This is a genomic window from Paracoccus aurantiacus, from assembly GCF_007993065.1.
In the GTDB taxonomy this organism is placed as follows: domain Bacteria; phylum Pseudomonadota; class Alphaproteobacteria; order Rhodobacterales; family Rhodobacteraceae; genus Paracoccus; species Paracoccus aurantiacus.
Genome location: NZ_VOPL01000001.1, coordinates 147,033 through 161,407 on the forward strand (window position 1 = coordinate 147,033; position 14,375 = coordinate 161,407).

The window sequence follows — 14,375 nt, forward strand, 5'->3', positions numbered from 1 at the left end:
TCAGCCGCCGCCGCTGCCCCCGGATGGCGGCGCCTTGCTGTCAGCTTCGACGCGGCCTTCGGGGGGCGGTTGCATGGCAGTTTCCGGTTCGGCAGCGTCGCGGACGACACCCTCCGCGTCGATCGTCACCGGCACCGTCGTGACCTCGGCCCCGTCAAGCAGGTTGTTCAGTCCGTCGAGGATCAGCGCGTCGTCGTTCTGCAACCCCGATGTTACCATCCAAGCGTTTTCATGCGTGCCTTCCTCGGTCAGACGAACCTCGACAGCCTTTCCGTCGCGCGCGACGAACGCCGTCAACTGGCCCGCTGCGCTACGGCGCGTTGCGCGCTGCGGAACAAGAAAGGCATCGATCTGGCCGATGGTCATCGTCACCCGAACGAACTGGCCGGGCAGGATCAGATGGTCCGGGTTGGCGAATTGCAGCCTTACCGTGGTCGTGCTGGTGGTCGCGGAAACCTGCGTGCCGGGGCTGAGAAGCCGGCCGGGCTCGTCATAGACTTCGCCGGTTTCAAGGGTCAGCCGTGCGACCGGCGGGGCTGCGGTTGGCGCCATGCTGCCATCGGCCATCCGGCTTTGATATCGCAGCACATGGGCGCGCGATTCCATGACATCGACATAGATCGGATCGATCTGCACGACCTGTGTCAAAGGGTCGGACTGGCCCGCCGCTACAATGTCGCCAACGCTGAAAGGGGTGACGGCGGCTACGCCGTCGATCGGGCTGGCGATATCGCTTCGATTGAGGGCGAGCTGCGACAGATCGCGCTGCGCCTCGGCGACGCCAAGCCCGGCTTCGGCAGCGGCGAGCGCCACCTCGGCCGATTCCAGTTCGGCCCTGCTGACGCCGGACCCGCTGAGCCTGCGATAGCGGTCCACCGTTGCCTGCGCGCCGGTCAAGGCGGCCCTGGCAGAGGCGACCGCCACATTGTCCGCCGCAAGCTCTGCAGCCAGCGTCTCATCCTCCAGCCGGAACAGCACATCGCCCGCCTTGACCTCGGCACCTGCTTCATAGGGGATCGCGGTTATCTCACCACCGACGCGGGGGCGGATCGACGCCATTTGAAAGGCCACGGCGCGGCCCGGCAGTTCGACCGTCACCGGCACCGCGCTGCGCGAAACCGCGATTACCCCGACCTCTGAAGGCCCTTGCGGACCGCGTTCGCCCTGTCCCTGCGCATGCGCGTCATGTGGCGCAAGAAGGACTCCACCCGCGACCACGGGTGCAGCCGCGGCAATGGCGCAGCGAAGGCGATGGATTCGATCCGGGAACATAATGCGTACTGTCACGTCACAATGGATCACCCGCAAGTCGCAAACATGTGAGCCATGACAATTTATGCAAACCGGCCCCGCCCCAACGGCACTGCCGGAAAGCTGTTAATGTGCGGCTTCTGCCTGACGGATGGTGTCGCGCGCATCGCTGACTGCTGCTGCCGAAACCGCCTCGGGCTGGCCGCCCCAACGCTGGCGCAGATAGGTGGCGAGATGACCCATCTCGGCATCGCTCAGTTGATCGTCGAACGCGGGCATGGTCTGCATACGCTCTCCTTGGGCGAGGTTCCGCTCCTCGATGCCGTGACCGATGATGCGGATGAGGTTGATCGGGTCGGCAAACATCGCCGTTGTATTGGTGTCGAGCGGCACCGAACTGTGCGGCTGGCCGCGACCGTCGGTCCCGTGACACCCTGCGCATAGCCCGAGATAAAGCTGGTGCCCGCTTTCGTCAGGATTGCCTGCGAGGTCGCGCGGCTTCGGACCCGGCGCGTCCTGACCCGCAAGAAGATAGCCGGACATCGCGGCAATATCGTCGTCTGACAGGTGGCTGGTGGAATGGGCAAGCACCGGGAACATGCGGAAGGTCATGACGCCCTGCGGGGCCACACCGCGATGGAAGAACTGGTCAAGATCGCTTTCGGTCCAGCCCCGTTCCGCCAGCGCCGCGCCTCGCAGATCGGGCGCGAGCGCGCCTTCGATCACGTTGCCAGCAAGGTGGTCATCGGTCATCGCGTAGGCCGCGTTGCGCGGGGTATGGCATTCGCCGCAATGGCCCAGCACATCGACCAGATAGCGCCCGCGCGCATCCTGCGGCGCTTCTTCGGCGGCGGGCTGGAAGGGTTCTGCATCGGGGCGGAACAGCGCGTTCCACATGCTGATACCGAAGCGGAAGTTGAAGGGCGGGATCATGCTGTTCGCGCGGTTCGGTTTCTCGACCGGTGGCTGCGCCATCAGCCAGGCATAAAGCGCGTCCGAATCCTCGCGGGTGATCGCGTGATAGCTGACATAGGGCATGGCGGGATAAAGGTTACGCCCACCCGGCGCGACGCCCCATGCGACCGCGCGATAAAGATCGTCCGCGCTCCACCCGCCGATGCCGTGATCCGCGGAAGGCGAGATATTGGTGCCGTATATCGTCCCCATCGGCGTTACCATCGGAAGCCCGCCGGCAAGGTCGGAACCGCCACCCGGATCGGCATGGCAGGCCGCGCAATCGCCCGCGCGCGCCACAGCTTCGCCGCGCGTCACCAGATCGGCGCGCTGGCTGTCGTCAAGCGAGGCAAGATCGACCGTGGCAGCGGGAATATCCCCCGCGCCCCAGCCCTTCCACATCAGCAGGCCTGCGGCGACCAGCCCGAGGATAACCAGCAGGCACAGAATACGCAAAAACCGGATCATGCCTTTTCCGCCGTGTTGAGTGCGGTTTCCTGCGCATCATCGGTCGTGAGACCGGGGGTGTTCAGGATCACGTCGCGCAGCGCCTGATAATATCGGACATAGCCGGTGCATCGACAGATATTCGCGTCAAGCGCATCAAGGATGCGCGCCTCGACCTGCGCCGCAGGGATCGGCGCGCGTTCCAGCGTCTCGACCAGCACGGTGCCGGCATTGACGAAGCCCGGCGTGCAATAGCTGCATTGAAAGGCGAAATGTTCCAGAAATGCCTGCTGCACGGCAGAGGGAACGGGCTTCCCGTCGCCGTCCTTGCCCGCGATGCCTTCGATGGTGCGGATCGAGCGTCCGTTCAGCCACGAAATCCCGGTGATGCAGGCGGGCACGGTCCTCGGGCCGTTCTCGCCCTCGACAATGATCGTGCAGGCCCGGCAAACGCCTTGCCCGCAGGTCAGCCGGGTGCCCGTCAGGTTCAGATATTCCTGCAGCAACTCAACCGCCATAAGATCTTCCGGCAGATCCATCGGGCCGACCTTCTGCCCGTTGATCGTTGCGCTGAAGCTGATTTTCTGGATCGCCATCACAGCACCTCCTGAATGCGATCGGCACTGATCGGAAAGCGGTTGAAGCGATGACCGGTTGCCGCTGCGATGGCATTGGCGCAAGCCGCAGCGACCGGGATCATCACCACTTCGGCCATGCCTTTTGGCGGATCATTATCCGAAAGCGCGGGAAGGACATGGCCCTGCTGCGTCCACACCGCGACCTCCGATGCGCGGGGCAGGTGATAGCGACTGAAGTTCCAGGTCCCATTGCCCGGACCGTCGGCGCCGGGGGGCAACTCCTCGTAAAGCGCGTGGCCGATGCCCATCGCGACCCCGCCCTCCAACTGGCCCGAGACAAGTTCGGGGACAATCTGGGTGCCGCATTCAAGCCAGGTCTTGTGCGACAGGATCGTGACCTCGCCAGAGCCTGACGACACCGCAAGTTCGACCATCGTCGCACAGGGCGCATAATACACCGTGCCGGCATTGTTGCGCTGAACCGGGGGATAGCGCACGGCGCTGCGCGGGATGAAGGCAAAGCCGCCATCGGTCATCCGCGATTTCTGCGCAGCCGTTGCGCCGTCACCCCATTTGACGGACAGCGCGTCTATCACGGCGCTGAAACGGTCGCCGTCGAGGTCGAAATCGGCCTCGGTCCAGGCCCATCTATTGAAGGTGTGCACGCAGACGCCGGTGACAAGCCCGTCGCGATGCGCGCGCGCGGCAAGGCGCTCCAGGCTCAGCGGTTCCAGCGAGCGGGCTGTCAGCATGCCGTCCTGCCAGCGCGCGTCTTCGACGCGCACCGGCTCTGGCAGCATCTGCCCGCCTGCCGGGCCGCCGCCCCAGATCGACAGTGCCGCTTTCCACAGGCCAAGCCGCAGAAGCAATTGCGCGGCCTGCTGGGTCGCGTGGGTGAAATAATAGGCCGAATTCGATGCGGAACGCGGAGAGGTGAAGCGCGGCACCCAATGAGGGTTCTGCGCCAGCCTGTCCTCGTCCTCTTGCGAGGTGGTATAGGGCTGATCCTCGGTCTCAAGCGGCATTTGCGGCCAGTTCTGGACCGAAAATTCCACCTCATCGGCGGGGCGTCCCAGAAACGGCTCTGTCACCAGCATCTGCGCGGTCGTGGCACCTGCGCCGATCTCGCTGGCGACATGGCGCATGGACAGTCGTCCTTCGGGCGAGATTTCCAGCGAGACGACCGCCGCCTCGGCCCCCGTGCCGAAATCCTTCTGCACTGAACCGAAGCCGACCCCGTAAAGCATGCCGGGATTCGCGGCCTCGTATTCGGCCTTGCGCGACGCGCGATCCGTCCACAACGGCTCCTGCTCGGCAAGGGCAAGGATTTCGTCGATGCGCATCTGGCCCGATGGCACCGCGCCCTGGGTGTTCTTCATGCCGCTGCCGATCACGTTCAGCCGGCGCAAGGCGATGGGGTCACGACCGATCTCGTCCGCGATTTCGTCAACCAGCATTTCCGTTGCGGCCATGGATTGCAGCGTCCCATATCCCCGCATGGACCCCGCCGTAACGCCGATCGACGGATGGACCTCGGCCTTGAGATCGCTTTTCGGGAAGTAATAGACCGATTGCGCGGCTGTCACCGCCACCGTCCCGACCGAGGGGCTGAAATTCATGACGCCACCGCCATCACCGATCATGTCGCAGATGAACGCCTGAAAGCGCCCCTCGGCATCGACGCTGATGCTCAGATCGGTTTCGAACGGGTGGCGCTTGAGGGCAAACTGGAAATGCTGCCAGCGGTCCAGAACCAGACGCACGGGGCGCCCGTCGCCGTAAAGCGCCGCAAGCGCCACGTAATTCGGAAAGGACTGATGTTCCTTCTGGCCATAGCCGACGGTGTAGCCAGTCACGAAATCAAGCTTGTTCAGGCCAAACCGGCTCGACTGAACGAGATGCAGGATATGGGCTGCCGCAGAATAGGGCGATTGCGTGGCACCGATGACATGCAATGTGCCTGTCGCCGCATCATACCAGCCATTGCCGTTCTCTGGCTCCATCGTGCAATGCTCGATGGATTGGCTTGAATAGTGCCGCTTGAAGACAGTGATGCCCTGGGGCGGATTCTCGATCCCGTCACGAATGGCCTGCGAATGCCCGATTGCGGCACCGAAGGCCGGATCGTCCGGGCCGGGCCATGCGACCCCGGCCGGACTGGTCGAGGGCCAGACGACAAGATCCTTCATCGGCGAAAACACGTCCTCGCCGCGCGGATCGTCGCCGCCGACGCGAACATATTGTGCCGCGCCATAAGGTGCGCGGGCCGGCTGTTCCGCCTCGGCCCCGAAACGGAAGATCCCCTCGTTGAAGCGGATCAGGCTGCGCGCGGCGCGGAAGCGTTCGTAATCGTGCCAGATGCCGATGGCGACAGGCTGACCCAGCATGGGGGGCAGCGTGCCGGGCTTCAGGAAGAACTCGCCGTAGAAATCCGGGTCTGGCATGTGCAGCCCGTCGGCCTCGGCGCGCGCGGCGTCGATCAGCAGGTCGGGCATCAGGCCGTCGGCCTCCAGCACAGACAGGTCAAGCCCCTCATAGACCCGGTCGGCGCGCGGTATATGGATGGTCATGGCGTGCGATTGCTCGTCTGGCCAGCCGTCCAGATCACGCGCGCGCATATCGACGGCAAAGACTTTCGATCCCGTCACCTTCGCCATGCCGTCGCGCCGGTAGCGCAGCTTGCCATCGGCGAACCACCCCGCATCCTGCCCCACGGGAGAGGGCATCATGGCGGCCTGCGCCTGCCCGATGGGGCGGACGGTCGCGATGACCCCGAGTGCTGCGGCTGTGGCCAGAAACTGGCGGCGAGACAAGTCCGTGGGTCGCATCATGCTGCCTGTCTGTCTGTCTGCGTTCGGCGCGATGTTCGGACGCGGGCTCGGGGAAGTCAACTCACGCGCGTCCCCGAAAGATCCTGGCACGCGGCTCTGGCCATGTGACCGGGCAAAGCGCTAAACTCGGGTATCAACACATACCGGAGCCACCATGTCCTTCACTGTCAACGGGATCATCCATGACCCCGAGCTCGACCCGGATATGCCGCTTCTGTGGGTGCTGCGCGAGGTGATCGGACTGACCGGCACCAAATATGGCTGTGGCATCGGCTATTGCGGGGTCTGCACCGTGCATCTGGACGGGCAGTCGGTGCGCGCGTGTCAGGTCCGCGCGGGCGATCTGGACGGTGCATCAATCACCACGATCGAGGGGCTTGGAACGCCAGACGCGCCGCATCCCGTGCAAACCGCGTGGATCGAGACGCAGGTCGCGCAATGCGGCTACTGCCAGTCGGGCCAGATCATGCAGGCGGCGGCACTTCTTGCGGTAAATGACATGCCGGATGACGACCAGATCGACGCCGTCATGTCGGGCAATCTTTGCCGCTGCGGAACCTATCCGCGTATCCGTGCGGCGATCCGGCGTGCTGCTGCGGCCACCGCCCCGGCATCTGCCCAGACTGACGAGGCATGAGGATGTCGCTGCGCAAATTCACCCGCCGTGCGCTTCTGGTCGGCTCCGCAGCGATTGCCGGAGGCGTCGCGTTCGGCGTCTATCTGGGGCGCAGGACGCCTGAAAACCCGCTGGCCCGCGATCTGCCGGAGGGGGCCGCAACCTTCAATCCGTGGGTGCTGATCGACGCCTCCGGCGTGACGCTGATCGCGCCGCATGCCGATAAGGGGCAGGGGGTCATGTCGGTTCAGGCGGCGCTTCTGGCCGAGGAGATGGATCTCGACTGGGGCGGCTTTCGCGTCGAATTCGGCGATCCGGCGGCGGCGTACTGGAACACCGCGCTTGGCGACGACATGCTGCCCTTCCGCCCTGACGACGAAAGCTGGCTGGCCAATGCCGGGCGCGATGTTGCCGATCTGGCCGTCAAGACGCTGGGGATGCAGATTACCGGCGGCTCGACCACGGTGCCGGACAGCTTTGTGAAACTGCGCGAGGCAGGCGCCCTTGCGCGCGAGACGCTGAAGGCAGCCGCTGCGCGCCGCACCGGCGTTGCGCGCGACGATCTGCGCACGGAATCAGGCGCGGTTCTGCTGCGCGATGGTACACGCATCGCCTATGCCGATCTTGCCGCCGAGGCGGCATCAGTCAATCCCGTGGATATGCCGGCGCTTCGCGCGCCCGCAGAATGGCGGCTGCTCGGCAAGCCGATGCAGCGGCTTGATATGGTGGCGAAATCGACCGGAACGGCGCGCTACAGCGTCGATCTGACGATCGAGGGCATGGTTCACGCCGCCATCCGCCTCAGCCCGTTTCGCAGCGCGGTCCGCAGCCATGATCCGTCGCCCGCGCTGGCGCTGAACGGGGTCGAGAAGGTGCTTTCGATACCTGGCGGGCTTGCCGTCATCGGCGCGACCAGTTGGCATGCGATGCGCGGTGCCGAGGCCCTGCGGGTCGAATGGGAACCGCCCAGCTATCCGGCCTCGCAGACCGGGCACTGGCAGCGGCTGGAACAGGGTTTTACCAAGGACAGGCTGGACCGCGTGTGGCGCGATGACGGCGACGCGAGCGCCGCGACCCAAAGCAGCGACGCGTTTCGCGCCGAATACCGCTCTCCCTATGTGGCCCATGCCCCGCTGGAGCCGCTTTCCGCGATTGTCGTGATCCGTGAAGACAGCGCCGAGGCGTGGTCCGGCCATCAGGTCCCGCGAGAGGCGCAGAAGGCGGTGGCCGAGGCCGCAGGGCTTGCGCCGGAAAAGGTGCGTTTCCACAACCAGCTTATCGGCGGCAGCTTCGGCCACCGCCTAGAGGTCGATTTCATTCGCAACGCTGCCGCAATCGCGGCCCAGATGCCGGGGGTTCCGGTAAAGCTGACCTATTCCAGACAGGAAGATTTCGCGACCGATTTTCCCCGACATATCGCGATTGGCCGTGCGCGCGGCACTGTCCGGGCCCGACAGGTTGCCGCCATTGATCTTGAAATCGCGGCGCCGTCGGTCACGCGTTCACAGATGGGTCGTCTGGGGCTGAACGTGCCCGGACCCGACAGTCAGATCCCGGCGGGTGCGTGGAATGCACCCTATGCCGTCCCCGATTTCCGCGTGCGCGCCTATGCCGTGGAAGGGCTGGCCCCGGTTTCAAGCTGGCGGGCCGTCGGGGCGAACGGCGGCGGCTTCATTCTGGAAAGCTTTCTGGACGAGCTGATCCATCAGGCCGGCGCAGACCCGCTGGCCGAACGCATCCGCCTCGCGTCAGATCCGGTGACACGCGCGGTGCTGGAAGCTGTGGGCGAGATGTCGGGCTGGCGCAGTGCGGCAGGCAAGGGGCGGGGCATGGGTGTGGCGATGGTGTCAAGCTTCGGTGTCCCCGTTGCCGAAGTGGTCGAGGTCACGGCAACCGAGCGGGGCATCCGGATCGACAATGTCTGGGTTGCCTGCGACTGCGGGCCGGTCCTCGATCCGGTGAATTTCGAAAATCTCGTGCAGGGCGGGGTGGTGTTCGGTCTTGGTGCCGCGATGAATTGCGAGATCACCTTTGCTGACGGCGCTGTCGTGCAACGCAATTACAACGCACATGAGGGGATGCGCCTGTATCAGTGCCCGTCCATCGAGGTCCGCGCGTTGGGCAATGCCGAAAAAATCCGCGGTATCGGAGAGCCGCCGGTCCCGCCGACCGCGCCCGCGCTTGCCAATGCGATCTTCGCGGCGACGGGGCAGCGGCTGCGCCAATTGCCGCTGCACCATCAGATCGACTTTCTTTGATCCGTCACAGCCGGATATGGCCGATCTGCTTTTTCGCCGCCTCGTCAAGCGCATCCTCGTACCCGGCGTCGGCATAACGGATCACCCCAAGCGAGGTGTCGTTGGTCAGGGCGTGATCCAGCCGCGCGTCAGCCTCGTCAGTGCCGTCGGCGATGACCGTGACGCCTGCCGAGGTCATGTAGCCCGCATAGCCGCCGCCGCCCGAATGCACCGCCACCAGATCCGCGCCGGACGCGCACAGCGTCATCGCATCCAGCAGCGGCCAGTCGGCAATTGCGTCCGAACCGTCGCGCATATTTTCGGTCATGATATTCGGATGCGCCATCGCGCCCGCGTCCAGATGGTCGCGAGAGAAGGCCACCGGCCCAGCCAGCGTACCATCCGCCACCATCTTGTTGACCGCGCGGGCGAGTGCGGTGCGTTCGCCATGACCCAGCCACGCGATGCGCGCCGGCAGGCCCTCGAACGGAACGTTTTCACGGGCGAGTTTGATCCAGTTGGTGACGATCTTGTTGTCGGGGAACATCTGCAACACCAGATCGTCGATCTTGGCGATGTCGTCGGCCTCGCCCGACAGCGCCATCCAGCGGAATGGGCCGATGGCGCGGGCGAACAGGGGGCGCAGATAGGCTTCGGTGAAGATCGGAATATCGAAAGCGTTCTCGATGCCGCCCTGTTTCGCCTGCGTGCGGATCAGGTTGCCGTTGTCGAAAACCTCGGCCCCTTTTTGCTGGAATTCCAGCATCGCCGCGACATGGCGGGCGATGGATTTGCGGCCTCCCTCGATCAGTTCATCGGGGTTCTGATCGCGCAGGCGGCGCACCCGGTCCAGATCGTAACCCGCTGGCACATAACCATAAACAAGATCATGGGCGGAGGTCTGGTCGGTCACGATATCCGGCACGATCCCGCGCGCGGCGATCTCGGGATAGATTTCGGCGGCATTGCCGATCAGCGCGATAGAGGTCGCCCGGCCTTCCGCCTTTGCTTCCTCGATCATCTTCAAGGCCGTATCCAGATCGGGGGCGATCTCGTCCAGAAAGCCGATCTCCTTGCGCATTTCGGCGCGCTTGGGGTCGATGTCGATGCACAGGATCGCTGCCCCCGCCATGCGCCCCGCCAAGGGCTGCGCGCCGCCCATGCCGCCCAGACCGGCGGTCAGAATGAAGCGCCCCTTCAGGCTGCCATTGAAGCGCCGTTCAGCGATGCGCATGAAGATTTCGTAGGTGCCCTGAATGACCCCTTGCGAACCGATATATTGCCATGCCCCGGCGGTCAGCCCGCCCCAGCAGATCAGCCCCTTGCGTTCCAGATCATAGAACACCTCGGCCTTGGCCCATTGCCCGACGATATTGCAGTTCGCCATGATGACCATCGGCGCGGCGGCTGATGTTTTCAGCAGCCCCACCGGCTTGCCCGACTGGATAATCAGCGTCTGGTCCTCGTCCATCTCGGACAGCGTGCGGACAATGGCGTCATGTGCGGGCCAGCTGCGCGCGGCCTTGCCAAGTGCCGCATAGACGATCAGCTTGTCCGGTGCCTCGCCCACGGCAAGCACGTTTTCCATCAGCCTCAGCAGGCCTTCGGCGCGCCAAGATTTCGCCCGCTTTTCCGGGCCGCCGGGAATGGGGAAATCGGGGTGGCGGGGGTTCGGCTTAGGCATCGGTCCCCTCCAGCGCGTATTTCGCAAGCTCGATCCCCATGGCGCGCTCGCAGACGGGATAGACCGACGGGTCCAGCACGCTGGAACTCAGCGGGATCACCGATTTCGGGACGTGCAGGATATGCACCTTCATCCCCACCTCCAACTCACCGACAGACAGCGGCAGGGCGTCTTCGGACAGGGTTGTGATCACATCGGGGAAGCTGGCGATGCGATTGCCGCCTGCGTCGTCGATGGCCATATATTCGTTCATTACATGAAGGGTCAGCGCTTTGTCCCCTCGCCCCACAGTGACGGTGCCAACATCGAAGGCCTCATTCGTATAGATAACGTCCTTCGCGGTGATTTCCCCGCTGGCAAGGATCACGCCGCCGGTCTTGTCCACCATCGCGTCGATAACGGCGGCGGGGCCTTTCTGTTCGGCGGCAAGGATCGCATGACCCAGATCCAGCGCCATGGAGATCCCGCCAAGCGCCGCATGTTTCGCGACGTAAGACACCCGCAGCGGGTTCCGCGCCGACGCGATGAAGCCGCCAGACATGTCGGATGCCGTACGCAGGATAGGTGACACCTTGGCCGTCGCCCCCCGCACCACCAGTTCGATATAGCGGTTCTGTTCGCGGTTGCCGCCGACAGCCGTCTGGATCATCTGTTCGGGGCTGCCTGCCATACCGATCGACCCCATGTCGCCGGTCGGATGGGCACGGATATCGCCCACCGCATCGACCACCTTGCAGCCCAGAATGGCCGAGGGAAGCCAGCCGTTCAGGGTCGAGGATTTGCCGTTCTGCCCGACCATCAGCCCCGCGACCGGCTGGCCCAAAGCGTCATTCAGCATCTGCACGGCCTTGATGTAATCGACGCCGCGCATCTCCCACGGCGTGGTGGAGGCAGGCGCGCCGATGGCGGCGGCGGTGGCGATGAAATCGTCGTCGTCCAACTCATCCACGCTGACCAGTTCCGGCGCGCCTGCCTTGACGGCGGCATAGCCCAGCATCCGGCCATGATCGGCCCAGCCCCCGCCGCCTGCGGCATAGACGGAACCGCCACGAACTGCCGGCTCCACGTCTTTTTCGGTCAGCACACGACGCATCTTAGTCTCCTTCTTGATCTATTGCGATCACGGCCTCGGCCATGACTTCCGCGCCAAGCGCGATATCGGCGATTTCGCTGAACTCTTCGGGGCAGTGGGACCGGCCGTCCTTGCTGGGGACGAATAGCATGGCCGTTGGGGCAAGACGCGCCATGAAGGCCGCGTCATGGCCCGCGCCCGATACCATGCGGCGATGGGTGGCCCCGACTTTGCCGCTGGCGGCTTCCAGTGCGTTGATGATGTCCGCGTGCATAGGCGTCGGCCGGTTGTCAGACAGAACGCGCATGTCCGCGCTGATCTTCGTGGGCAGTTTCGTCAGCCGCTGCCTGCTCCACCCCAGAAATTCCCGCATCTGGTCGCGGTTGTCGGAACGCGCGTCAATCAGCATCCGCACCCGGCCCGGCACGACATTGGCGGCGCCGGGTTCGATGCTGAACTCCCCCACCGTGGCGGTGAAGTGGTCGGGGCCATGGGCGCGGCGGACTGCCTCGGCATCAATGTCGGTGACAAGGGCTGCGGCGGCGACAAGCGCATCGGCGCGGGTTCCCATCGGCGTCGTGCCTGCGTGGTCGGGCTGGCCGGTCAGCACGATCTCGATCCGGGTGATCCCGGCAATGGCGGTGACGATGCCCAGATCGGTGCCGTGGGCTTCCAGCACGCGGCCCTGTTCGATATGCAGTTCCAGAAAGGCGCGGATATTGGTGGCGGGTATCTGCCACTCGGGCACACCACCGCAATCGCGGATCGCCTGATCCAGACTGCGGCCTTCATGCGTCAGCGCCAGCCAGTCCTGCGGAAGCACCCCCGCCATGCCGCGAGAACCGATGCAGGAGACGCCGAAGACCGAAACCTCCTCGGCAAGAAAGTCCACCACGTCGAGGTGGTGACGCAACCTGATGCCCCGTTCGTCCAGCATCCGCGCGACCTCCAGCGCCACGATAACCCCCGCGACGCCGTCAAAGCGGCCGCCATCAGGCACGGTGTCAGAGTGGCTGCCCAGCATGATGGTGCCGCGCTTTGGGTCGCCGCCGGGTCGCCGTCCCAGCAGATTGCCGCCCGCATCATTCGAAACGATCAGCCCCGCCTCGGTAAACTGCCGGGCCAGCCATTCGCGCCCCTCATCGAAGCGGGGCGAGAAGGCGCGGCGCGTCCACGGGCGGCCCGGATCGGTAATCTTCGACATCGCGTCCAGATCGGCTGCGATGCGGTCGGCATTGACGCGCAGATTACGCATGAAGCGGCTTTCGCAGCCCAAGCGGGCGGGGCGGGCGGATGAACTGGCCATTGCCGGGCTGGGCCAGCACATCGGTGCCGTCGAAGACCTGCTGCCCGCGCAGCCATGTGCCCGCGACAGACCACGGCAATTCGATCCCGTCATAGGGCGACCAGCCCGCGATGGAATGGCGGCTGTCCTTCGCATCATAGACCTGCGCCACGGGTTCCAGAACCATCAGGTCGGCGTCGCGACCCACCGCGATCCCACCCTTGCGGTCGTCGATGCGGAAATGGCGCGCCGGGTTTTCGGCCATCAGCTTCGCTGCCCAAGTCAGCGGAATGCCGCGTTCCAGCGCGCCTTTGACGAACAGCGGCACCATCACCTCCAACCCCGGCACGCCAGAGGCGTTTTTCAGCATGTCGGGGTTGGTCTTGCGATCCTCGGACCAGCTGACATGATCGGTTGACACCATGCTGACATTGCCCGCCGCAACATGACGCCAGAGGCTTTCGACTTCGGCCCGAGGACGGATCGGCGGGTTGATCTTGGCCTTGCCGCCAAGGCGGGCAACATCGTTTTCCTCGTCCAGCACCAGATAGTGAATGCAGCATTCGATGGTCGCCAGATCGCCGCCGTCACGGTACTGGCGCGCGATCTCATAGCCGCGACCAAGCGAGCAATGTACGACATGGGCCGGGCAGCCGGTTGCGTGGCCGGTTTCATAAATCTGCTGCAGCGCCAGAATTTCCGTCATCGGCGGGCGCGACAGCCCGTGCGCGCGCCAATCGGTGATCTGCATCGCCTCGACTTGCGCAATCGCCTCGCGCACGAAAGCGTCGTCTTCGTTATGCACCCCCGCCGCCAGCCCGGTCTTCGCGACTTCGGCGAAGCAGGCCATCAGCAGCGCAGGCGGAATGCGGGGAAATCGTTTCGGATCAGTGCCGAAGGTCGAAAACTTGAAGCCGCAGACACCGGCATCGGCCTGTTCGATGATGCGCGCGGGGCCTTCGGTCGGGTCGATGGTGCCATAGATTGCCACGTCCACCCGCGCCTCTGCCTCGGCCAGTGCGGCCTTTCGGGCGACGGCTGCGGCAGAACAGATCAGATCGCCCTCATCATAAGGCATGTCAACAATTGTGGTGACCCCACCCGATGCGGCTGCGGCGGTGGATGCGGCAAAGCCTTCCGCGCCCTTCTGCGACAGCGAATGCACCTGTGCATCGACGGCACCCGGCAGAATCATTGCCGCGCCAAGATCGTGGCGCTCGCGCCCCGCCGGGGCCGCGCCTTCGCCGATCATCGCGACGCGGCCATCGCGGACGGCGACGAAACCGGCGGGAATCTCTTGGTCCGTCAGGATCACGCGGCCGGACAGGACCAGGTCGAAATCGGACATTCGCGCGCTCCGTTCAAGGGTAACACCCTACTGATAGCGCAATGATTTGCCGCGACAAGGGCGGCTGCGGCA

At 64.8% G+C, this 14,375-nt stretch carries 10 protein-coding genes; 2 read left to right on the plus strand and 8 right to left on the minus strand.

Annotated elements, in window-relative coordinates:
- The 4 genes from FQV27_RS00755 to FQV27_RS00770 form a co-directional block, all read right to left on the minus strand.
- A complete protein-coding gene (locus FQV27_RS00755; protein ID WP_147095786.1) occupies positions 1–1,272 on the minus strand; it encodes an efflux RND transporter periplasmic adaptor subunit in 1,272 nt (423 codons plus the stop codon).
- A 105-nt stretch (positions 1,273–1,377) separates the two neighbouring features.
- The gene (locus FQV27_RS00760) at positions 1,378–2,673 is read right to left on the minus strand and encodes a cytochrome c (protein ID WP_147095789.1); all 1,296 of its coding nucleotides are present in this window, start codon (positions 2,671–2,673) and stop codon (positions 1,378–1,380) included.
- Positions 2,670–3,248 carry a (2Fe-2S)-binding protein gene (locus FQV27_RS00765; RefSeq protein ID WP_147095791.1) on the minus strand — a complete coding sequence of 193 codons (579 nt, stop codon included), beginning with the start codon at positions 3,246–3,248 and terminating at the stop codon, positions 2,670–2,672. Before FQV27_RS00765 ends, FQV27_RS00760 begins: the two co-directional genes overlap by 4 nt.
- Complete coding sequence (locus FQV27_RS00770) at positions 3,248–6,061, minus strand: xanthine dehydrogenase family protein molybdopterin-binding subunit (RefSeq protein ID WP_222611648.1); 2,814 nt, start codon at positions 6,059–6,061, stop codon at positions 3,248–3,250. The genes FQV27_RS00765 and FQV27_RS00770 overlap by 1 nt, the downstream gene beginning before the upstream one ends.
- Before the next feature lie 154 nt (positions 6,062–6,215).
- Here FQV27_RS00770 and FQV27_RS00775 point away from each other — a divergent pair, with 154 nt between their 5' ends.
- Positions 6,216–6,698: a (2Fe-2S)-binding protein gene (locus FQV27_RS00775; protein ID WP_147095793.1), complete on the plus strand. Its 483-nt coding sequence runs from the start codon at positions 6,216–6,218 to the stop codon at positions 6,696–6,698.
- A gap of 2 nt (positions 6,699–6,700) precedes the next feature.
- The gene (locus tag FQV27_RS00780; RefSeq protein WP_147095795.1) at positions 6,701–8,935 is read left to right on the plus strand and encodes a xanthine dehydrogenase family protein molybdopterin-binding subunit; all 2,235 of its coding nucleotides are present in this window, start codon (positions 6,701–6,703) and stop codon (positions 8,933–8,935) included.
- A gap of 4 nt (positions 8,936–8,939) precedes the next feature.
- Here FQV27_RS00780 and FQV27_RS00785 read toward each other — a convergent pair whose 3' ends face one another.
- The 4 genes from FQV27_RS00785 to FQV27_RS00800 are packed head-to-tail and all read right to left on the minus strand — an operon-like array spanning position 8,940 to position 14,303.
- A complete protein-coding gene (locus tag FQV27_RS00785; protein WP_147095798.1) occupies positions 8,940–10,598 on the minus strand; it encodes a thiourocanate hydratase in 1,659 nt (552 codons plus the stop codon).
- On the minus strand, positions 10,591–11,691 hold the full coding sequence (locus tag FQV27_RS00790; RefSeq protein ID WP_147095800.1) for a thiohydantoin desulfurase: 1,101 nt from the start codon (positions 11,689–11,691) through the stop codon (positions 10,591–10,593). Before FQV27_RS00790 ends, FQV27_RS00785 begins: the two co-directional genes overlap by 8 nt.
- 1 nt (position 11,692) lies before the next feature.
- Entirely contained in the window at positions 11,693–12,925 is a 1,233-nt protein-coding gene (locus tag FQV27_RS00795; protein WP_147095802.1) for a Zn-dependent hydrolase, read from the minus strand.
- Entirely contained in the window at positions 12,918–14,303 is a 1,386-nt protein-coding gene (locus FQV27_RS00800; protein WP_147095804.1) for a dihydroorotase, read from the minus strand. The genes FQV27_RS00795 and FQV27_RS00800 overlap by 8 nt, the downstream gene beginning before the upstream one ends.
- Positions 14,304–14,375 lie beyond the last annotated feature (72 nt).